The organism is Anabaena lutea FACHB-196 (assembly GCF_014698305.1).
In the GTDB taxonomy this organism is placed as follows: Bacteria; Cyanobacteriota; Cyanobacteriia; order Cyanobacteriales; family Nostocaceae; genus Anabaena; species Anabaena lutea.
In genome coordinates this window covers 31,051-52,823 of the sequence record NZ_JACJST010000034.1, presented here as the reverse complement: position 1 = coordinate 52,823, position 21,773 = coordinate 31,051, and the positions used below count along the sequence as shown (strand labels likewise).

15 protein-coding genes are annotated in these 21,773 nt (G+C 40.7%); 11 read left to right on the top strand and 4 right to left on the bottom strand.

The features are described from left to right. Positions 1-1,104 (bottom strand): hypothetical protein (locus H6G59_RS24805; RefSeq protein ID WP_190719981.1); only part of this gene is annotated, 1,104 nt, incomplete at its 3' end. 389 nt (positions 1,105-1,493) lie between these two features. Between H6G59_RS24805 and psaA the strand changes: the two genes are divergently transcribed. The 5 genes from psaA to H6G59_RS24780 all read left to right on the top strand — a co-directional run bounded on the left by psaA (position 1,494) and on the right by H6G59_RS24780 (position 12,165). Then, on the top strand, positions 1,494-3,752 hold the full coding sequence (gene psaA, locus H6G59_RS24800; RefSeq protein WP_190719979.1) for a photosystem I core protein PsaA: 2,259 nt from the start codon (positions 1,494-1,496) through the stop codon (positions 3,750-3,752). Between the two features lie 112 nt (positions 3,753-3,864). Next, positions 3,865-6,096: a photosystem I core protein PsaB gene (gene psaB / locus H6G59_RS24795; RefSeq protein WP_190719976.1), complete on the top strand. Its 2,232-nt coding sequence runs from the start codon at positions 3,865-3,867 to the stop codon at positions 6,094-6,096. 335 nt (positions 6,097-6,431) lie between these two features. Beyond that, positions 6,432-8,972, top strand: a complete 2,541-nt coding sequence (locus H6G59_RS24790) for a CHAT domain-containing protein (RefSeq protein WP_242038973.1) — start codon at positions 6,432-6,434, stop codon at positions 8,970-8,972. Between the two features lie 526 nt (positions 8,973-9,498). Further along, entirely contained in the window at positions 9,499-10,218 is a 720-nt protein-coding gene (locus tag H6G59_RS24785; RefSeq protein ID WP_190719973.1) for a DUF928 domain-containing protein, read from the top strand. 60 nt (positions 10,219-10,278) lie between these two features. After that, positions 10,279-12,165 (top strand): CHASE2 domain-containing protein, encoded by a 1,887-nt coding sequence (locus H6G59_RS24780; RefSeq protein WP_339328004.1) that lies wholly within the window; start codon positions 10,279-10,281, stop codon positions 12,163-12,165. On the opposite strand, the gene H6G59_RS24775 is transcribed toward H6G59_RS24780, so the two are convergent. The 3 genes from H6G59_RS24775 to H6G59_RS24765 form a co-directional block, all read right to left on the bottom strand. Next, on the bottom strand, positions 12,162-12,602 hold the full coding sequence (locus tag H6G59_RS24775; protein WP_190719970.1) for a QcrA and Rieske domain-containing protein: 441 nt from the start codon (positions 12,600-12,602) through the stop codon (positions 12,162-12,164). The genes H6G59_RS24780 and H6G59_RS24775 overlap by 4 nt on opposite strands. 69 nt (positions 12,603-12,671) lie before the next feature. Beyond that, a complete protein-coding gene (locus H6G59_RS24770) occupies positions 12,672-13,076 on the bottom strand; it encodes a type II toxin-antitoxin system VapC family toxin (RefSeq protein ID WP_190719965.1) in 405 nt (134 codons plus the stop codon). Between the two features lie 4 nt (positions 13,077-13,080). Beyond that, entirely contained in the window at positions 13,081-13,377 is a 297-nt protein-coding gene (locus tag H6G59_RS24765; RefSeq protein WP_190719962.1) for a hypothetical protein, read from the bottom strand. Positions 13,378-13,810: 433 nt separating this feature from the next. On the opposite strand from H6G59_RS24765, the gene H6G59_RS24760 reads away from it, so the two are divergent. From H6G59_RS24760 to H6G59_RS24735, 6 genes are all read left to right on the top strand, one after another. Beyond that, positions 13,811-14,050 (top strand): hypothetical protein, encoded by a 240-nt coding sequence (locus H6G59_RS24760; RefSeq protein WP_190719959.1) that lies wholly within the window; start codon positions 13,811-13,813, stop codon positions 14,048-14,050. A 569-nt stretch (positions 14,051-14,619) separates the two neighbouring features. Then, positions 14,620-16,188 carry a ferredoxin--nitrite reductase gene (locus H6G59_RS24755; RefSeq protein WP_190719956.1) on the top strand — a complete coding sequence of 523 codons (1,569 nt, stop codon included), beginning with the start codon at positions 14,620-14,622 and terminating at the stop codon, positions 16,186-16,188. Positions 16,189-16,249: 61 nt separating this feature from the next. Continuing rightward, positions 16,250-17,575 (top strand): CmpA/NrtA family ABC transporter substrate-binding protein, encoded by a 1,326-nt coding sequence (locus H6G59_RS24750; RefSeq protein WP_190719953.1) that lies wholly within the window; start codon positions 16,250-16,252, stop codon positions 17,573-17,575. Between the two features lie 315 nt (positions 17,576-17,890). Next, complete coding sequence (ntrB, locus tag H6G59_RS24745; protein WP_190719950.1) at positions 17,891-18,733, top strand: nitrate ABC transporter permease; 843 nt, start codon at positions 17,891-17,893, stop codon at positions 18,731-18,733. Between the two features lie 50 nt (positions 18,734-18,783). Next, a complete protein-coding gene (locus tag H6G59_RS24740; RefSeq protein WP_190719948.1) occupies positions 18,784-20,757 on the top strand; it encodes an ABC transporter ATP-binding/substrate-binding protein in 1,974 nt (657 codons plus the stop codon). 99 nt (positions 20,758-20,856) lie between these two features. Beyond that, the gene (locus H6G59_RS24735) at positions 20,857-21,702 is read left to right on the top strand and encodes a nitrate ABC transporter ATP-binding protein (RefSeq protein WP_190719945.1); all 846 of its coding nucleotides are present in this window, start codon (positions 20,857-20,859) and stop codon (positions 21,700-21,702) included. Positions 21,703-21,773: the final 71 nt, after the last annotated feature.

The window sequence follows — 21,773 nt, the reverse complement described above, 5'->3', positions numbered from 1 at the left end:
AGGTTTGGGTATTATTTCAACTTTGGGAGTTGGTGTCGTTTCCGTTTCGGGAACTGGTTGCGTTTCTATCTCCGGTTGAGGTTTGGGTATTATTTCAACTTTGGGAGTTGGTGTCGTTTCCGTTTCGGGAATTTTAGGCGTATAATTCTGGTCTACGATACCTCGCACTTCATCAGCGGTTAATTCTCCTCTCACAATTCTCGAAAGCGTGTCTTTACCGTTTGGTTGATAGTTAATTAATCTGACTGTACTGTTGAAGGCATTTTTGACTGGGTTTCCCTGATTATCGAGAAATTCTAGTTTTACCCAAGTTTTACCGGGTTGAAAGCCTTTAAGATATACTGTTTGCCAACGGTCAAGAACGAAATTTTCACCGTTAATAGTGCAGCGAATGCGCCAATCGCTGATTGTGTCTTCAACATCATCTTCAGAAGCAATGTGTAAAGGCGCGTTAGTAAGATAAAAATCCAGCATAATCGGTTCTGCACCGTAACTGGCATTGGGACGACTGTAAGTTAATACTGGTAAATTAGGTTCAGGGTTGTTATCGTCAGTTTTAGTAAAAATGTGAAATGTTGTTTGGGCATAAGCGCCCTCATTTTTAAAGCTTTCATCCCAAGGACGAGAAGCAAAGACGCGCAGGGTATGAGTACCAGGGGATAAGTTAGTTAAAACTAAAGGTTGACTTAGGTCGTAAACAGCTATATCTGGCTCATTATCAAGAATTAGGTTTAAATGGGGGCCAAGTTGCCATTGCGGATCTTTAAATATTGGTAGATCCTTAACCTGCAAGCTGACTTTAACCGTTTCGTCTTGTAGCACTTCATCCCCTTGGGGACTGAGAATGGTCACTTGTGGCTGATAACCTTCCAAGCTGGGACGCAGTTCTTGGATAACATCTGGTGGAGTAGTTTCTGCAAATTTCCCCGAAATTGGGGATACTAGTGACGCTTTTGTCTGATTGTCAATAGATACTTCTTGACTTCCCGCTTTCTCAACACAACTGTATAAACTTAAGACCAACACCAACGTTATTAGCCATTTGAGGATCGGGAAACTCCTAGAGATGAGTTTCTCTAAAGCTATTTTACGCCTAGAGTTCATTCCTTTCGCCCTGTGATAGTCTTCAACGGTTAACAGATTATTGTGGCGCAAACTGTGCATAGGGAACTATAACCTAAAAGATCAAATTTGCTACCCTCAGTAGTACCTATAAATTTTAAGAATTGTTATTCTTTGTAAATTAAATGGATAAGCTATTGACATTTTAACAATTTGTTTTACGTTAAAAGCCAGATAAGGCAAGAAATCTGGCTATTTTTAATTATTGTTAAAATGTCTCTAACAAAGTACAAGTATAGACTCTATAATTCAACAGAAACAACTATCCACACAGCGCGGTCATCGCGGCTCCAGAAAATCTCTGGAATTACGAGTAAAGCTAACTATGTGGTATTCCCAAGTCCTCATTCCTTATTTAGAGAGGAGGTCGAATGACGATTAGTCCTCCGGAGCGAGAGGAAAAGAAAGCAAGAGTCATCGTTGACAATGATCCGGTACCTACCTCATTTCAAAAATGGGCGCAACCTGGACATTTCGACAGATCCTTAGCTAAAGGTCCAAAAACCACCACTTGGATTTGGAACCTGCACGCCCTCGCCCACGATTTTGACACTCATACAAGCGATTTAGAAGACATATCCCGCAAGATATTCTCCGCTCACTTTGGCCACCTGGCTGTAGTGACAATCTGGTTGAGCGGAATGATCTTCCACGGCGCTAAGTTCTCTAACTACGAAGCTTGGCTGGCCGATCCATTAGGAGTTAAGCCCAGCGCACAGACTGTTTGGCCCATTGTGGGACAAGACATTTTAAACGGAGATGTTGGCGGTGGTTTCCACGGCATTCAAATCACCTCTGGCTTGTTTCAAGTATGGCGTGGCTGGGGTATCACCAACTCCTTCCAACTTTACTGCACCGCGATTGGTGGCTTGGTACTAGCAGGCTTGTTCCTATTTGCTGGTTGGTTCCATTACCACAAACGCGCTCCTAAACTGGAATGGTTCCAGAACGTGGAGTCAATGCTGAATCACCACTTGCAAGTACTGCTAGGTTGTGGTTCGTTGGGATGGGCTGGTCACTTAATTCATGTGTCCGCACCGACCAACAAGCTATTAGATGCAGGCGTGGCCATCAAGGACATCCCCTTGCCCCACGAGTTCATTTTGAACAAGGATCTGTTGACAGAGTTGTATCCCAGCTTTGCCAGCGGTTTAACACCTTTCTTCACTTTGAACTGGGGAACTTATGCTGACATTCTGACCTTTAAAGGCGGTTTGAACCCAGTCACAGGTGGCTTGTGGATGAGTGATATTTCTCATCACCACTTAGCGATCGCTGTACTGTTCATCATTGCTGGTCATATGTACCGTACCAACTGGGGTATCGGTCACAGCATCAAAGATATCCTAGAAAACCACAAAGGTCCTTTTACTGGCGAAGGTCACAAAGGTCTTTACGAAAACCTCACCACTTCTTGGCACGCTCAGTTGGCTACTAACCTGGCCTTCTTGGGTTCATTGACAATCATCATCGCGCATCATATGTACGCGATGCCTCCCTATCCATACTTGGCAACTGATTACGCTACACAGTTGTGCATTTTCACTCACCATATTTGGATCGGTGGCTTCTTGATTGTTGGTGGTGCTGCTCACGCAGCGATCTTCATGGTGCGGGATTACGATCCCGTAGTTAACCAAAACAACGTGCTAGATCGAGTGATTCGTCACCGTGACGCTATCATCTCTCACCTGAACTGGGTATGTATTTTCCTAGGCTTCCACAGCTTTGGACTGTACATCCACAACGACACAATGCGAGCGTTGGGTCGTCCTCAAGATATGTTCTCCGACGCAGCAATTCAGTTGCAACCTGTGTTTGCTCAGTGGGTACAAAACCTGCACACACTGGCTCCAGGTGCCACAGCACCCAATGCGTTAGCACCAGTTAGCTATGCTTTTGGTGGCGGTGTGTTGGCAGTAGGCGGCAAAGTCGCAATGATGCCCATAGCTTTGGGTACAGCAGACTTCCTAATTCACCACATTCACGCCTTCACCATTCACGTCACCGTTCTGATTCTGCTCAAAGGTGTACTGTACGCCCGCAGTTCTCGTCTGATTCCAGACAAGGCAAACTTAGGTTTCCGCTTCCCTTGCGACGGGCCAGGTCGTGGCGGTACCTGTCAAGTGTCTGGTTGGGACCATGTGTTCCTAGGACTGTTCTGGATGTATAACTCCCTGTCAATAGTAATTTTCCACTTCAGCTGGAAGATGCAATCTGATGTGTGGGGAACTGTAGACGCAGCAGGTAATGTGTCTCACATCACTGGCGGTAACTTTGCCGAAAGCGCTATCACCATCAATGGTTGGTTGCGTGACTTCCTGTGGGCGCAAGCTACACAGGTAATCAACTCCTACGGAAGTGAATTCTCTGCTTATGGACTCATGTTCCTAGGCGCTCACTTTGTTTGGGCATTCAGCTTAATGTTCCTGTTCAGTGGTCGTGGCTACTGGCAAGAACTAATTGAGTCCATTGTTTGGGCGCACAATAAACTGAAAGTAGCACCAACAATACAACCTCGCGCTTTGAGCATCACTCAAGGTCGGGCTGTAGGTGTAGCTCACTATCTATTAGGAGGAATTGCCACCACCTGGGCATTCTTCCACGCACACATCCTTTCAGTAGGGTAGTAATCAGTTGAATTTTGGATTTTAGATTTTAGATTTAATCCAAAATCCAAAGTCTAGAATCTAAAATTTTACTGATACCTGATGGCTAAAGGTCAGAGGACATATCAAACCTATGGCAACAAAATTTCCAAAATTTAGCCAGGATCTCGCACAGGACCCGACTACTCGTCGGATATGGTATGCGATCGCTACAGGCAATGACTTTGAAAGCCACGATGGCATGACGGAGGAAAATCTTTACCAAAAGATTTTCGCTACGCACTTCGGTCACTTGGCAATCATCTTCCTGTGGGCATCCAGCCTCCTGTTTCACGTAGCCTGGCAAGGTAACTTTGAACAGTGGATTAAAGATCCCCTTCACGTCCGTCCTATCGCTCACGCGATTTGGGACCCTCACTTCGGTGCGCCTGCGATTGAAGCTTTCACCCAAGCTGGCGCAAGCAACCCCGTAAACATTGCCTACTCTGGTGTTTACCACTGGTGGTACACAATCGGGATGCGGACAAACACTGAACTTTACACAGGTTCTTTAGGTCTGCTCCTATTGTCAGCAGTATTCTTGTTTGCAGGTTGGTTGCATTTGCAACCCAAGTTTCGTCCTAGTCTTTCTTGGTTCAAGAGTGCTGAACCCCGTCTGAACCACCACTTAGCTGGTTTATTCGGTGTTAGCTCCTTGGCTTGGACTGGTCACTTGGTTCACGTTGCTATTCCTGAATCTCGTGGTATTCACGTAGGTTGGGATAACTTCTTAACTGTAGCTCCCCATCCAGAAGGCTTAACCCCCTTCTTCACTGGTAACTGGGGTGTTTACGCTCAGAACCCTGATACTGCCGGTCATCTGTTTGGTACTTCAACTGGTGCTGGTACAGCGATTCTTACATTCTTGGGCGGTTTCCACCCCCAAACAGAATCCTTGTGGTTGACTGACATGGCTCACCACCACTTGGCGATCGCTGTTATCTTCATCATCGCCGGTCATATGTACCGCACTAACTTTGGAATTGGTCACAGCATCAAAGAAATGCTGAACTCCAAATCCGGTTTAGTTCCCGGTAGCAAAAGTGAAGGTCAGTTCAACCTGCCTCACCAAGGTCTGTACGACACCATCAATAACTCCCTGCACTTCCAACTGTCTTTGGCATTGGCTGCACTAGGAACTATTACTTCTTTGGTGGCGCAGCATATGTACTCCCTGCCTCCTTACGCATTCATTGCTAGGGACTACACAACACAGGCAGCACTGTACACTCACCACCAGTACATCGCTGGTTTCTTGATGGTTGGTGCATTCGCCCACGCCGCCATCTTCTGGGTACGTGACTACGACCCCGAACAAAACAAGGGCAACGTATTAGACCGGATTTTGCAGCACAAAGAAGCGATCATCTCCCACCTCAGCTGGGTGTCTCTCTTCTTAGGCTTCCACACCTTGGGCTTGTACGTTCACAACGACGTAGTAGTTGCTTTCGGTACTCCTGAAAAGCAAATCTTGATTGAGCCAGTATTTGCTCAGTTCATTCAAGCTGCTCACGGTAAAGTACTCTACGGTTTAGACACATTGCTGTCTAACCCCGATAGCGTCGCTTACACAGCCTATCCCAACTACGGTAACGTTTGGTTGTCTGGCTGGTTAGATGCCATTAACTCTGGTACTAACTCTCTCTTCTTAACAATCGGCCCTGGCGACTTCTTGGTTCACCACGCATTCGCTTTGGCTATCCACACCACCACCCTAGTACTTGTTAAAGGTGCTTTGGATGCGCGTGGTTCTAAGCTGATGCCCGATAAAAAGGACTTCGGCTATGCGTTCCCCTGCGACGGTCCAGGCCGTGGCGGTACTTGCGATATCTCCGCATGGGACGCTTTCTACCTGTCTATGTTCTGGATGTTGAACACCATTGGTTGGGTAACCTTCTACTGGCACTGGAAACATCTAGGTATTTGGCAAGGTAACGTTGCTCAGTTCAACGAAAACTCTACCTACCTAATGGGCTGGTTCCGTGACTACCTCTGGGCTAACTCTGCTCAGTTGATTAACGGTTACAACGCCTACGGCATGAATAACTTGTCTGTTTGGGCTTGGATGTTCCTCTTTGGACATCTAATCTGGGCAACCGGTTTCATGTTCCTCATCTCTTGGAGAGGTTACTGGCAAGAGTTGATCGAAACCTTGGTTTGGGCGCACGAGCGTACTCCTCTAGCTAACTTGGTTCGCTGGAAAGACAAGCCCGTTGCTCTCTCCATTGTTCAAGCTCGTGTGGTTGGTCTAGCTCACTTCACTGTTGGCTACATCGTCACTTACGCAGCTTTCCTCATTGCCTCTACTGCTGGTAAGTTCGGTTGATCCTGACTACTGGTTTTAGGTAATCAATCCCCTGCCGCAAGGTGGGGGATTTTTTAATGGGCGGGGAAGGATGGCATTTTTGTCAAGAGAGGGAAACTCAAAAGTATAGAAGGTGATACCACTTCACTTTAAGGTTGATACAAATGGACAAACGCTCTTACGCGGAGATTTATTTTTAGCTTTAATTAAGTGAATTGATGCCTAAAAAATAATTAGTTAACCGCATCTAAATGTAAATGATAATTGTGAAGTCGGTTAAGGGAAGAAAAATGATGAAATTTACCCAATCGCTTCTAAAATCTATTTTATTGTTTTTCCTCTCTTTATTATTGACAATGGGCATTACTCCTGTAATCGCTCAAATGCAGCAATCACAGACAATTATTCAACAAGCTCGGATTCTTTATGATGCGGGAAAGTTTCCAGAAGTTGTCCCTTTATTACAACAAGCTGCAACCGGATTTAAGAATCAGGGAGACTTCTTAAATCAAGGTATGGTTTTAAGTAATCTGGCTGCAACTTTCGGACAATTAGGACAATGGGAACAAGCGGAAGAAAATATCAATTTTAGTCTTTCCCTCCTCAAATCCCAATCTCCAACTTCTGAACAACAGCGAATACTTGCCCAAACTCTCGATATCCAAGGACAATTACAATTTGAACGGGGTAAAATTCAAGATGCTCTAGATACTTGGATTCAATCAGCTAAAATCCACAAATATCTAGGAGCAAAAGACCGAATTATCCAAAATCAAATTAACCAAAGTTTAGCTTTACAATCATTAGGATTATATCCCAGAGCTTGCCAAACATTATTACTATCTTTAAATTTAGAAACATCAACCTGTGAAATTACTTCTGCAATATTAGAAACTTGGAAAAACCAATTATTCTCTTTGCAGAATATTCAATCTATAAATGCTTTAGGTCATGTTCTGCGAGTTTTAGGGCAGTTGAATGAATCCCAAGAAATTTTAACTTTAGGTTTACAATCTGCTGAAAAATTAAGTCTTCCTCAAATACAAGCTGAAGTTTATTTAAATATCGGCAATACAGCCCGTGCTTTTGCTAATCAACCTGCTTTAAACAAACAACAAAAAAACCAATATCAAGAAACTGCACTTTCGGCTTATGTCAGTTCTGCTCAATTAGCAACTCGTCAAAATACTCAAATCCAAGCTTTATTGAATCATCTTAGTTTATTGACAGATTCGCAAAAATGGCAAGAATCACAAACTTTATGGTTAAAATTAAAACCACAAAGTAACCAAATTTCCAATAATCAAACGGGAATTTATTCCCAAATTAATTTAGTTGAAAGTTTAATTAAATTAGCAATACATTCTTCAGAATCATTTACAGAAATTGAACAAATTCTCAACCGTGCTTATCAACAAGCCCGGAATTTAGGAACTCCCCGCACTCAAGCTTATATATTACTCACTCAGGGGAGATTATCTGAACTACAAAAACAATGGACAAAAGCAGAAATTTATACCAATCAAGCCTTGAATTTAGCACCGTCTTTTGAGTATCCTGATATTGCTTATCAATTGTTCTGGCAACTGGGACGTATTCAAAAATCACAGAAAAATACTGGAGGAGCAATTTCTCAATATACCCAAGCTATTAAAATTCTCGGTTCATTGCGCGGTGATTTGGTGACAGTTAACCCTGATGTCCAATTTTCTTTTCGGGAAAGTGTCGAACCAATTTATCGGGAGTTAGTCGGGTTGCTGCTGCAAGAAGAATCTCCCAGTCAGGCTAAATTGCAACAAGCCCGTCAGATAATCGAATCTTTGCAATTAGCAGAATTAGATAACTTTTTCCGTGATGCTTGTGCAGATGCTAAACCAAAATTAATTGATGAAATTGATCCCACAGCAGCTGTTATTTATCCAATTATTTTAAATGACCGTCTAGAAGTTATTCTCTCTATTCCTAACAAACCTTTACGTAAATACACTACTAATAAACCCCAAACAGAATTAAAAACTACCATTAAACAAGCCCGAATTTCCCTGAGAAGGACGGCTTTCCCGCAAGAGCGATTACCGATAGTTCAAAAACTCTATAATTGGCTAATTCGTCCCGCTGAGGCTGATTTGACCGCCAATGGCATCAAAACCTTGGTATTTGTTCTCGATGGCTCTTTGCAAAGTTTACCAATGGCCACGCTCCATGATGGCCAACAATATCTCCTGGAAAAATATAACATTGCTCTGACTCCCGGACTCCAACTCCTCGAACCTAAACCCCTCACCCAAGTAAAACTAAAAGCCTTAATTGCTGCACTGACAGAAGCGCGTCAGGGTTTTCCAGCTTTACCAGATGTGGCTACTGAAATTCAGCAGATTTCATCGGAGATACCAACACATACACTTTTAAATCAGCGGTTTATAGTTGAGTCGCTACAAAAGCAAATCAAAGCCGTGTCTTTTCCTATTGTTCATTTAGCTACACATGGTCAATTTAGCTCTAATGCCGCAGATACCTTTATTTTGACTTGGAATCAGCGGCTAAATGTGAAAGAATTAGACCAATTATTGCGAGAATCCCGCAATGATGTCCAAAAACTCCCTATTGAACTGTTAGTTCTCAGTGCCTGTGAAACTGCTTCTGGTGATGAACGTGCGGCTTTAGGCTTGGCAGGTATCGCCATTCGTTCCGGCGCTCGTAGTACTGTCGGTACTCTCTGGCAAGTTAATGACGAATCAACCTCTATCCTGATTAGTGAATTTTATCGGCAATTGGCCAAGTCTAAAGTTAGTAAAGCCGAAGCCCTCCGCAATGCTCAACTATTACTAATAAAAAATCGCAAATTCCAGAATCCCTATTTTTGGTCAGCCTTTGTGTTGATAGGAAATTGGCAATAAGAATTGGAGATATTCGGAAAAGGCATAGGCACAACTCATATGGGCGTAGGCCTACCGAAGGACATTGTCTTACAAAGGGTTTCGGACAACCCATAATTATTTTTTATCAGATGTTGATTAGTTTAAAGGTATTGTGAATTTTTACCAGAGGGTATTTTATTTTTCAGTTCTTTTCAGTATAATCACATTAGTTCTTATAAAATTTACAATTAATTCATATTGGTAAACTGTATAAAGTCACAAAAAAGTTCATTAAAACTCTGGAATGCTCGGCTAAAGGCTTCTTTCTCAGTAAATACCACTAATATCCTGATTTTGGAGAAATACTTAGAAAGTTAGAAATCATAACTACAGAAATACAGTAAATATTCCTTGTTTATATAACTAGCAGGACTTACGCAAGAACTCTCTCAAACCCTTCTTTCTTCGTGTCCTTTGCTTCAGAACGCTTTGCGAACGCGCCTTCGCGGTTCGTTTCTTCCTGATTTTGTGTAAGTCGTGACTAGATAACTTTCAATCTTAAATTATGAATATGCAAAAATTATCTCGTTCTGTGTTATCCATGCTCTTTACCGGACTGGTACTATTACCCTTAGCACCAGCCTACAGTGTCACCTTTCGCGCTAAAGGTAGTCCCCAGAAAACCGCAGGGGGCGCAACTAGGGGAGTTTGTCAGCACGTTGGGACTTCATCCCCACAACCAATTTTGACTGCATTGATTCCAGCGACAGAAAGGGAATTAACCGCTGCGGCTTATCCTACCGTCTTGGTGAAGATATCTGAACCTGCAACTCGAAAGGCTGAGTTAACTTTGTGGGATGAAGAAGGAAACGGAATTTACCAAACTATCGTTGATTTGAATGCTACCTCCGGGATTACTAGTTTTAAAATTCCTCAAGCAGCTGAACCTTTGGCAGTTGGTAAGCAGTATAAATGGAATCTGGCTTTGATTTGTGATCCAGAGGAACGACAACGGGATATCGTTCTGGAAGGAAGATTGGAACGTGTTGAACTCAGTTCGGCTCTCAACAGTAGTCTCGCAACTGCTAGCCCTCTAGAAAAAGCTAAACTCTATGCTCAGAATGGGCTTTGGTATGACACTGTAGCCACATTAGCTGACTTGAAGCGATCGCTTCCCCAAAATACTCAAATTGGCGCTGAATGGCAAGAACTGCTTCAGTCTGTTGGCTTAACTGAACTTAGCCAAGTCCCTGTTGTTGATTGTTGTCAGCAACCCAAAAATTAACAGTCCGCTGATGTGATTAAACTCAAACAGTTCCTCAATAGCTGGCGAGCAGTATTGATAGTGACTCCATCAGTAGCGGGTTTCATCATTCTCATGCGGGTTCTGGGGCTGTTTCAGATGATAGATTGGGCAGCACTCGACCAGTTTTTTAAACTGCGTCCCCCAGAACCGCAAGACTCCCGCATTGTGATAGTCACTATTGATGAAGACACAATTAGAAAAGTTGGACAATGGCCAATTCCCGATGCTGTGCTTGCGAAAATGCTGGATAAAATTCGCCAACAAAAACCCCTAGCTATTGGGTTGGATTTATATCGAGATTTACCTGTACAACCTGGTCATGAACAACTAATTCAGATCCTCCAATCTACACCAAATCTGATTGGAGTAAAAAAGGTAGTAGGAGATGGACTTGGCCCGGAAGTAAATCCCCATCCTATTTTAAGTAAACGTGATCAAATAGCAGCTTCCGATTTGTTATTAGATGCAGATGGTAAAGTCCGTCGGGGGATCATTTCCCTTGAACCTAAATCGGATGAGCAAGTTTTGAGTTTGGCCACAAGACTATCTTTAATGTATTTGGAAAATAAGGGTGTTGAGTTACAAGAATTGGATGCAGATAAACGCCATTATCAATTAGGAAAAGCTACATTTATACCTTTTCAAAAAAATGATGGTGGTTATATTCGGGTTGATGATCGAGGCTACCAGATTTTACTAAATTTTCGGGGGACGCAAGACAACTTTCAAAAATATTCAATCATGCAAGTGGTAAATGGTGAAGTACCGCCAAATTGGGGACGCGATCGCATTGTTTTAATTGGTGCAACTGCGGCTAGTCTACATGATGATTTTTTCACCCCTTATAGCAGTTCTGTTAGTGCTTTTCCAGAAAGAATGCCTGGGGTAGTTATTCATGCTAATGTTATCAGCCAAATTTTGAGTGCTGCACTGGACGGTAGGCCGATGATGCGGGGTAGTTCCCAAGAAATACAATGGTTATGGATTATTTTATGGTCTTTTGTTGGTGCTATTCTTGGTTGGACATTGCGTTCTCAAAAATTTATTTATAAAAATATTTCCTACAGAGAAACGATATTAAGTTTAATAGTGGCTGGAAGTAGTTTGATTTTTGGTTCTTACCTGGTTTTCCTGCGAGGTTGGTGGATTCCCGTAGTTCCACCTTTGCTAGGTTTAGGAGGATCTGCGATCGCTATTGCTATCTACACTACCCGTTTAGAACGTCAAGACCGATACACTCTCATGGCCTTGTTTAAACAGCAAGTTACATCTCAAGTCGCTGATCAAATCTGGACTTCTCGCCACAATTTGCTCCAAAAAGGGTCAATTGTCGGGCGAGAAATGACAGCAACCGTACTATTTTCAGACTTAGAGGGTTTTACCTCTATTGCTACAACTATAAGTCCTACAGCGCTGATGTCTTGGCTGAATGAATATATGCAAGCAATGGCTGATATTGTCCTGGAATATAACGGGATGGTGAATAAATTTATCGGTGATGCGGTAATGGCGCTGTTTGGTGTGCCAATTCAACGGACAAAGTTGGCGGAAATCACCGTTGATGCCGAAAATGCCGTCGGTTGTGCTTTAGCAATGGCAGATAAATTGCGATCGCTCAATCAACAGTGGCAGTTATCAGGTAATCCCACCGTTGCTATCCGCATTGGTATTGCCACAGGAACAGTCGTTACAGGTATACTAGGCAATGCTCAAAGAGCCGAATATACAGCCCTGGGAGACACCGTAAACATCGCATCTCGACTAGAAAGTTATGATAAATCTTTGAATTGTGGACTTTGCCGAATTTTGATTAGTGAAGAAACTTATCAACATATTAAAGATAAGTTTCCTACAAAATTTATCGGCAGTAGCCAGCTAAAAGGACGAGATCAATTAACTCAAATCTACCAAGTTCTACTTTCTTAAGTTGCTTTAACTAAGACAGAACCAGCTTCAATTTTAGCCTGGTAAGTTTTTAGTGGTTTTTCTGCTGGCCCTTCTTGTACCTTGCCATCACCACCAAATTCTGCATCATGACAGGGGCAAACAAATTGATTTTTATTTGCTTTCCACGCAACTGTGCAACCTTTGTGAGTGCAAGTAGGGTTAACAGCAATTAAATTTTTTGCAGCTTTAGAAGTTCCCACTACTAACACTGCACCAACTGGCGAATTCTCAGCCAATAATTGCCCCGTTTTGTCTAATTCTGCAATAGTACCCACCTTTTGCCAGCCCTTATTAGCATCATTAGATCCAGAAGTAGCCGAGGTGCTAGTTTCGGGAGAACAGGCTGCAAGTGCGACAGGTAGAGAACTAGCTAAACAACCTAAACCCACCCAGTTTATAAACTCACGACGTTTCATTAGTTGCTTTTAGTTAATGTGTAATTTCTCACTAATATATATTATTACTGTTAAACTTTGAAACTGTCATTATTCCTGTAACCAATTCTCTAAACTTAATTCTTGAACTCTCAATAAATCACTATCATTAGAAACGAGAATAAAACTTTTAATAATAGCAGTTGCAGCAATTAAAATATCTTCTGTTTGGATTGGTAATCCTCTTAGTCTGAGATTTGCATGAATTTCTGCCGCTTTTTCTAAAATCGCTAAATCATTTATAAAAATAATTTGGTAATCTTGGCAAAACTCATCAAATCTTGTCAGTTGTTTAGTTGCTTTTACTGCAAATAATCCTCTTTTAACCTCAAAATAAGTAATGCAACTTATACACACTAATTCTCTTTGAGATTGTAATTGTTCTAGTCTTCCCTTAATTTTGAGATTATTTTTCATTGCTAAGGAAACAATGTTTGTATCTAATAAATAAGTCATTGATCTATTTTCGTTTAATTGCTTCATCAAAAATAGCCATTTGTTCAGGTGTTAATTCATTCAAAGTCCCTGCGACTGCTTCTGTCACCATAATCGAGCTACAATGCTTTTTCAATTCTTGATCTGACATAGTATTAAATTCTTCAATCGGTAAGTTGGTTTCAAATAGTTTACATAAAAGTTCAACCACCTCCGTTGGATTAAGTTCTTCTTTAAACAAAGGACGTTCTTCCATTAAAATAGCCACAATTTTCTCAATTCTGTTGAGCATGGATTCTTGTTGAAGTTCTGTTGATAACATAATATTTTCTCCAGAGAAATGTAAATAATATTCATGGATGTTATATATTGTAGCATTTTTTAGTTTTGTGATGTCTGTTCATTCCTTCAGTGTTAATTTGTGAGTAATAGATTGTGTCATATTTTGAAGTTAATTGTTTAATTATTAAGTTTTACATTGTATACTTAAAAAATTTTTGACGTTTCTAGACACACTTAAAGATGCGTGTTAGATTTATAATCGTATCTATTTGAGATTGTGCTGTTAAAGGATGCGAAGATATGATGGGATGGTTGTTTGGGGCTGTTGCTAAAAAATTTGACAGTGCAACCAAAGAGGTTGTCAAAGAAAGTAGCCATAATATAAACCGTATAAAATTGAGGGCTTTGAAATTTCTCCTGATATTACCTTAGATAAGTTATCAAATACTATATCTAGCTATGCAGCTTCCGTTATGGAATCTGATGAAAAAATATTAGCCTTAAAGAATACTGGCTTTTGGAATGATGCTAAAGAAGGTATTGTATTAACAAATAAAAAATTGATTTGGAAAAGTGGATGGTCAGCACCTGAGTTTATTGCTTTTTATGCTATATCTGAATATCGAAAATTACCAGTACTGTCTGTAGATGAAGAAAATGCACATTTTTCTAGGCTAATGCAAGAAATAGGGGAAAAATATGATGATCTTTAAAAGTGGAAGACTTCTCATTTTTAAAACTTGACTCTTTCCTTTATTTTAACCCTGTTTCATCACTTTCGGCAGCGCAAAATTTGAAACATTTATTTAATCAGTGTTTTAGCGATTTATTAATGTTTCAAAATATTCGCCATATTTTGTTAGCAATAAAACGGTTTAACTTTTATCACATCTGGATTTACAAATTAGGAAATTATTTTTGTGCTTCCCAGTTTAATGAAAGAGGGTTAATAAACCCCTACAAAATAACAACTCATAAAATACCTACGCGAAAAACCAGATTCCCATTATCGCTTAGATGTATTTAAACGTATTTATAAAAATATAACCCCATACCTCATGCAAAAACAGCAATTACAATATCCTATTTCTGCATGATTACTCAAATTTAGTAACCTACTATACGAATTGTTATAAAAAATCACCTTAACGTAACAACATCGAAACAGTTACAACCACCAACCAGGAAACTACTATCAGTTATTTCCCCAAAGTGGCAAGTACATCAGCGAGAAGAACACGGATACACAGTTAATTAAGTCCTGTTCCTAATACAACAGCCCATGACAGAAACAGCAACTACCACCGAAAAACTCAATAAATTCGAGAAATTCAAAGCTGAAAAAGACGGACTTGCAGTTAAAAACGAAATAGAAAATTTTGCCCAAATCGGTTGGGAAGCAATGGACGAAGACGACCTCAACCATCGCCTAAAATGGTTAGGTGTATTCTTCCGTCCAGTGACTCCCGGTAAATTCATGATGCGGATGCGTTTACCTAACGGTATTCTCACCAGCAATCAAATGTCTGCTTTAGCAGAAGTGGTACAGCGTTACGGTGAAAATGGCAGCGCTGATATTACCACCAGACAGAATATACAACTACGCGGGATCAATATTGAAGATATTCCAGATATCTTTAATAAATTTCACAAAGTTGGCTTAACCACCATTCAATCGGGGATGGATAACATCCGTAATATTACAGGCGATCCTGTAGCTGGTTTGGATGCAGATGAATTTTATGATACCAGGGAATTAGTGCAGCAAATCCAAGATATGCTCACTAACAACGGTGAAGGTAATCCAGAATTCAGCAATCTTCCTCGTAAATTTAATATTGCGATTACTGGAGGAAGAGATAATTCAGTTCATGCAGAAATTAACGATTTAGCCTTTATTCCCGCTTTTTGGGGAAATAAAGATCAATTACCAATATTCGGTTTTAACGTCATTGTCGGCGGCTTATTTTCAGCAAAACGTTGTGAAGCTGCTATTCCTCTAAATGTTTGGGTATCTCCCGCAGAAGTTGTTTTGTTATGTAAAGTCATAGTTGAGATTTTCCGAGATCATGGCTTACGTGCAAATAGACAAAAAGCCCGGTTAATGTGGCTACTGGATGAATGGGGTATAGAAAAATTCCGAAATGAAGTAGAAAAGCGTTTTGGTAAATCATTATTACCCGCAGCAGCTAAAGATGAAATTGACTGGGAAAAACGCGATCATGTGGGGATATACAAACAAAAACAACCTGGATTTAACTATGCAGGTTTAAATATTCCTGTCGGGCGATTGTATGCTGATGATATGTTTGAAATTGCCCGGTTAGCCGAAGTTTATGGAAGTGGAGAAATCCGGTTTACCGTAGAGCAAAATATCATTATCCCCAATATTCCCGATTCCAGTTTAACAACATTTTTCACCGAAGAAATATTAAAGAGATTTGCAGTTAATCCTGGTTTATTGATGCGATCGCTAGTATCATGCACCGGCGCACAATTTTGCAACTTTGCCTTAATAGAAACCAAAAACCGCGCCTTAGCAATGATTAAATCATTGGAATCTGAATTAATTTTATCTCGTCCTGTGCGAATTCATTGGACTGGATGCCCTAATTCCTGCGGACAACCCCAAGTAGCAGATATTGGCTTAATGGGAACTAAAGTCCGTAAAAATGGCAAAATGACGGAAGGTGTAGACATTTACATGGGTGGAACAGTTGGGAAAGATGCACATCTAGGAACTTGTGTACAAAAAAGTATTCCCTGTGAAGACTTACAACCCGTGTTGAGAGAAATACTCATTCAAAACTTCGGCGCAAAAGTTCGGGAAGAAGCCTTAATTTCCCATTAAATCAATCGCCAAAATCCAGACATAACCGTAAACCTAAATAAAACCTGACTGAGAGTTGACAATGAGCAATATTTCTCGCAGAAAATTTATTATTACTTCAAGTGTAGCAGCAGCAACTTCTATCTTGGTACACGGTTGTTCATCCGGTAACTCTAAGTCAGCAACAACAGATACTGCTGCTTCTTCCACTGCTAAACTGGCTAACAATTCCACAGTTAGTAATGCGTCAAAAGTTGAAACAACCAAAGCCAAATTAGGATTTATTGCATTAACTGATTCTGCACCTTTAATTATTGCCAAAGAGAAAGGTTTCTTTGCTAAATATGGCATGACTGATGTTGAAGTCAGCAAACAAAAATCCTGGCCAGTCACACGCGATAATCTGAAAATTGGTTCATCTGGTGGTGGTATTGATGGCGCACACATTCTTACCCCAATGCCTTATCTTCTCACCATGAATGATAAAGTGCCAATGTATCTTTTGGCGCGTTTAAATATCAATGGTCAAGCCATTTCAGTTGCGGAAAAATTCAAAGATTTGAAAGTTGGTTTACAAAGTAAATCACTTAAAGAATCAGTAAATAAAGCTAAAGCTGATAAAAAATCCATGAAAGTTGCCATGACTTTTCCCGGTGGTACACACGATTTATGGATGCGCTATTGGTTAGCTGCTGGCGGTATTAATCCTGATCAAGATGTAATTTTGGAAGCAGTACCACCACCACAAATGGTAGCAAATATGAAAGTTGGAACTGTTGATGCTTTTTGTGTGGGAGAACCTTGGAACGCTCAATTAGTTAGTCAAAAATTAGGTTATACCGCTTTATCGACAGGTGAATTATGGAATGATCATCCAGAAAAAGCCTTTGCTATGCGTAAAGATTGGGTTGATAAAAATCCCAATGCTACACAAGCAATTTTGATGGCAATTATGGAAGCACAACAATGGTGTGATCAGCCAGAAAATAAAGAAGAAATGTGTAAAATCTGCGCTGATAGAAAATACTTTAATGTTGCTGTGGCTGATATTTTAGAACGGGCTAAAGGTAATATTGATTATGGTGATGGACGCAAAGAGCAAAACTTCGCATATCGCATGAAGTATTGGGAAGATAATGCTTCCTATCCCTATAAGAGTCATGATACTTGGTTTTTAACTGAAGAAATTCGTTGGGGTTATTTACCTAAAGATACGAAGGTGAAGGAAATTGTTGACCAGGTAAATAGAGAAGATTTATGGAAACAAGCTGCTAAAGCTTTGGGTGTAGCTGCTGCTCAAATTCCAGCAAGTTCTTCTCGTGGTGTGGAAACATTTTTTGATGGGGTGAAATTCGACCCAGAAAAACCGGAAGAATATTTAAAGAGTTTGCAAATTAAGAAGGTGTAATTGTAGGTTGGGTTAAGAGGTTGTTTGAAAACTTTTTCGTGTTGGATCTGACACCCGCTGATCCCCCTAAATCCCCCTTTCTAAGGGGGACTTTGAAGAATTTAGCCCCCCTTTCTAAGGGCTAGGGAGGATATCGATTAATTCTGATACTTTTCAAACATCCTCTAAGCGAAAGTGCAACCCAACATAGTCTACTGGATTAATTAAATTTTTTAAGTCTCACGCAATCTCCGTCAGGAGATCCCGCAGGGTAGGCGCAAAGACGCAGAGAAGAGAAGGAAAAGAGATTTTTAATATTTTACTTAGGAGAAATACATGACTGCTATTGTTGGAAGTCGTAGAGTTATTAGTAAACAGCAAAAGGCTATTAATAAATTTTTGATTAACAAGGTTATGCCGCCGCTGTTTGGATTGATTATGTTTCTGGTGTTGTGGGAATTACTTTGTTTAATTCCTAGTTTTCAATTACCTGGTCCGATAGAAACAATTCGTGAAACTTGGGACCCTTTTATTCTTCATCCTTTTTTTGATAATGGTGACAGTGATAAGGGTTTAGGTTGGCAGATATTAACGAGTTTAGGACGGGTGGCTTTAGGTTTTTCTCTAGCAGCAGTTGTCGGGGTTGTTTTAGGAATATTAATTGGCTCTAATAAATTTCTATATAATTCTGTAGACCCGATTTTTCAGGTATTAAGAACTATCCCTCCTTTGGCTTGGTTGCCAATTTCTTTGGCAGCTTTTCAACAAGCTAATCCTTCAGCAATTTTCGTAATTTTTATAACTTCGATTTGGCCGATTTTGATTAATACAACTGTGGGGGTGCAGAATATTCCCCAAGATTATGTAAATGTGGCTCGTGTTTTGCGGTTGCGGAAGGGTAATTATTTCTTGAAAATTATATTTCCGGCAACTGTTCCTTATATTTTCACGGGTTTGAGAATTGGTATCGGTTTATCTTGGTTGGCAATTGTCGCGGCGGAAATGTTAGTTGGTGGTGTGGGCATTGGTTCGTTTATTTGGGATGCCTATAACACTACTACCGAAACCAATATGAGTGAGATTATTATCGCCTTGGTATATGTCGGGTTGGTGGGATTAATTCTAGATAGAATGGTGGCTTTTGTTGCCCAAAAGGTTGTAAATACAGAACAAAAATAATTACGAATTATTTGAATTACCTGTTCCCTGTTCCCTATTCCCTATTCCCTATGAAGACTTTTTTAGAAATTGACCACGTAGACCGAATATTTAACCTCCCTGATGGTGGTAAATATATCGCTTTAAAAAATATTGAGTTGAAAATTTCTGAAGGTGAATTTGTTTCCTTAATTGGACATTCAGGTTGTGGTAAGTCCACTTTACTAAATATTATTGCTGGCTTAGATCAAGCTAGTATTGGTGGTGTGACTCTGGAAGGTCGGGAAGTAAGAGAACCTGGACCTGATAGGATGGTAGTTTTTCAAAATTACTCGTTGCTTCCTTGGTTAACTGTGCGGGAAAACATCGCTTTGGCTGTGGATGAAGTACATCAAAATCTACCTAAAGGAGAACGTCGAGGAATAATAGAAGAACATATTGATATGGTGGGGTTGCGTCGTGCAGCTAACAAACGTCCTAGTGAATTATCGGGGGGAATGAAACAGCGAGTTGCGATCGCTCGTGCTTTAGCTACCCGTCCTAAACTATTACTGCTAGATGAGCCTTTTGGCGCTTTGGATGCCCTGACAAGGGGCAATTTACAAGCACAATTAATGACAATCTGCAATGAACACAGAATTACCTGTGTAATGGTGACACATGATGTTGATGAGGCTTTATTATTGAGCGATCGCATTGTCATGTTGACCAATGGACCAGAAGCACACATTGGGCAAATTCTGGAAGTTCCTATTCCCCGTCCCCGTCAACGTTTGGAAGTAGTTAACCATCCCAGTTATTACAACTTGCGAAACGAAATAATTTACTTTCTCAACCAACAAAAACAAGCTAAAAAACGCCAAAAACAACCCACAGCACCTGCAATTATTTCCAACAACAATTTAGAAAAAGTTCATTTAGAAATTGGCTATATTCCCCTCACCCAAGCCGCGCCCTTAATAGTTGCCAAAGAAAAAGGTTTCTTTGCCGAATACGGTTTAGAAGTCAACCTTAACAGCGAAACTAGCTGGAAAGACATCGCCAAAGGTGTAGCAACTCGTAGACTTGATGCAGCCCAAATGGTAGCAGGAATGCCCCTAGCCATGACTTTAGGTGCTGGAGGTAAAAATGCGGTGTCAATGGTGACAGCCATGACCCTCTCCCGCAATGGTAGCGCCATTACCTTCAGCAAAGAACTACTCAACACTGGAGTAAGAAACTTAGCAGACTTTCAAGCCACCATCAACGCTGACTTAGACAAAACCCACACCTTGGGAATTGTCCATCCTGCATCCATGCAAAACCTATTATTGCGCTATTGGTTAGCAGCAGGTGGGATTCAACCTGATGTAGATGTGAGTTTGATGGTAATTCCACCACAAGAAATGGTGACTTCCCTCCAAGACCGAAAAATTGATGGTTACTGTGTAGGAGAACCTTGGAACTCTCACGCAGTTGATCAAAATTTGGGTTTTATCATCGCTATTACCTCAGAACTTTGGCAAGGACATCCAGACAAAATATTAGGAGTGCGAGAAGATTGGGCGCAGGAAAATCCCCAAACACATCTAGCATTAGTAAAAGCCCTATTAGCAGCTTGTGAATATTGCGATGACATTCGCAACCGGGAAGAAATTCTCACATTAATTTCTCAACCTAATTATTTGGGTAGTAATTCTCTGCATCTTCGTCCAGGTTTAATAGATAATTACCAGCAGAATAATTACAACCAATCCCAGACTTCACATCAATTTTATTTCAACAAAGCCAACTACCCAGACCGTAATGAAATGCTATGGATTTTAACTCAACTAGCCCGTTGGGGTTTGGTAGCTTTCCCCAAAAACTGGATAGAAGTAATTGATAGAGTTTGCCGTTCAGATATCTTTGGTGCAGCCGCACGAGAAATGGGAATTTTAGATATTGGTAGAGAAGAAACAATTCAATTATTTGATGGCAAAGTCTTTAATCCTTCAGAACCCATAGAATATCTCAGAAGTTTGGAAATTAAACGTCAGTTGCGAGTTGAAGAAGTTTTTATATAAGGAGTCAGGAGATCAAGGAGTCAGGAGTCAGAATAATTTTAGATTAGTGTTAAAAAACAATCCAAAATCCAAAATTGAAATACCCATTACAAAAAAATCATGACAGCATTAAACTTTAAGAACAAAACCCAAAACCAACAATTACAAAGTCAGAAAAAAGAAGATTTTTTAGTAATTGATGGTGTCAACAAAATTTACCCTACTGCTGAAGGCCCATACACTGTTCTAGATGACATTAACCTCAAAGTCCGTGAAGGTGAATTTATTTGTTTGATAGGACATTCTGGCTGTGGAAAATCTACACTCCTCAACATGGTTTCTGGATTTAATAAACCTACCAACGGTGTCGTGTGGTTGCAAGGTCAACCCATCACAGAACCAGGCCCAGACAGAATGATGGTATTTCAAAACTATTGTTTACTACCTTGGTTGAATGTTTTTGATAACGTTTACCTAGCTGTTGATTCCGTATTTCCCAGAAAAAGCCAAGCTGAAAAACGAGCAATAGTCAGAGAACATTTAGCAATGGTAGGACTGACAGAAGCAGCCGAAAAGAAACCCAGTCAAATATCTGGGGGGATGAAACAAAGAGTAGCGATCGCTCGTGCTTTAGCCATCCGTCCCCAACTCCTCATATTAGACGAACCTTTCGGCGCTTTAGATGCCATCACCAAAGAAGAATTACAAGAAGAACTACTGCAAATTTGGTCAGAACATCAAGTCACAGTTTTAATGATTACCCATGACATTGATGAAGCACTTTTCTTAGCAGACAAACTCGTAATGATGACAAACGGCCCTGCGGCAAATATTGGCGAAGTTTTAGAAATACCCTTCTCCCGTCCTCGCAACCGTCGTCGCATCATGGAAAACCCAGAATATTACAACCTACGAAACTACGCCTTAGACTTCCTATATCGTCGCTGCGCTCATTTAGAAGAGTAATTAGTGTAAGGGGACGTTTGAAAAGTCCCTCATGGTGTATCAAGCAATTTCAGATCCCCCCTCACCCCCCT

Coding starts and splice junctions, on each gene's coding strand:
- psaA (WP_190719979.1), top strand. CDS start 1,494: ATGACGATTAGTCCTCCGGAGCGAGAGGAAAAGAAAGCAAGAGTCATC.
- psaB (WP_190719976.1), top strand. CDS start 3,865: ATGGCAACAAAATTTCCAAAATTTAGCCAGGATCTCGCACAGGACCCG.
- H6G59_RS24790 (WP_242038973.1), top strand. CDS start 6,432: ATGGGCATTACTCCTGTAATCGCTCAAATGCAGCAATCACAGACAATT.
- H6G59_RS24785 (WP_190719973.1), top strand. CDS start 9,499: ATGAATATGCAAAAATTATCTCGTTCTGTGTTATCCATGCTCTTTACC.
- H6G59_RS24775 (WP_190719970.1), bottom strand. CDS start 12,602: ATGAAACGTCGTGAGTTTATAAACTGGGTGGGTTTAGGTTGTTTAGCT.
- H6G59_RS24770 (WP_190719965.1), bottom strand. CDS start 13,076: ATGACTTATTTATTAGATACAAACATTGTTTCCTTAGCAATGAAAAAT.
- H6G59_RS24765 (WP_190719962.1), bottom strand. CDS start 13,377: ATGTTATCAACAGAACTTCAACAAGAATCCATGCTCAACAGAATTGAG.
- H6G59_RS24760 (WP_190719959.1), top strand. CDS start 13,811: ATGGAATCTGATGAAAAAATATTAGCCTTAAAGAATACTGGCTTTTGG.
- H6G59_RS24755 (WP_190719956.1), top strand. CDS start 14,620: ATGACAGAAACAGCAACTACCACCGAAAAACTCAATAAATTCGAGAAA.
- H6G59_RS24750 (WP_190719953.1), top strand. CDS start 16,250: ATGAGCAATATTTCTCGCAGAAAATTTATTATTACTTCAAGTGTAGCA.
- ntrB (WP_190719950.1), top strand. CDS start 17,891: ATGACTGCTATTGTTGGAAGTCGTAGAGTTATTAGTAAACAGCAAAAG.
- H6G59_RS24740 (WP_190719948.1), top strand. CDS start 18,784: ATGAAGACTTTTTTAGAAATTGACCACGTAGACCGAATATTTAACCTC.
- H6G59_RS24735 (WP_190719945.1), top strand. CDS start 20,857: ATGACAGCATTAAACTTTAAGAACAAAACCCAAAACCAACAATTACAA.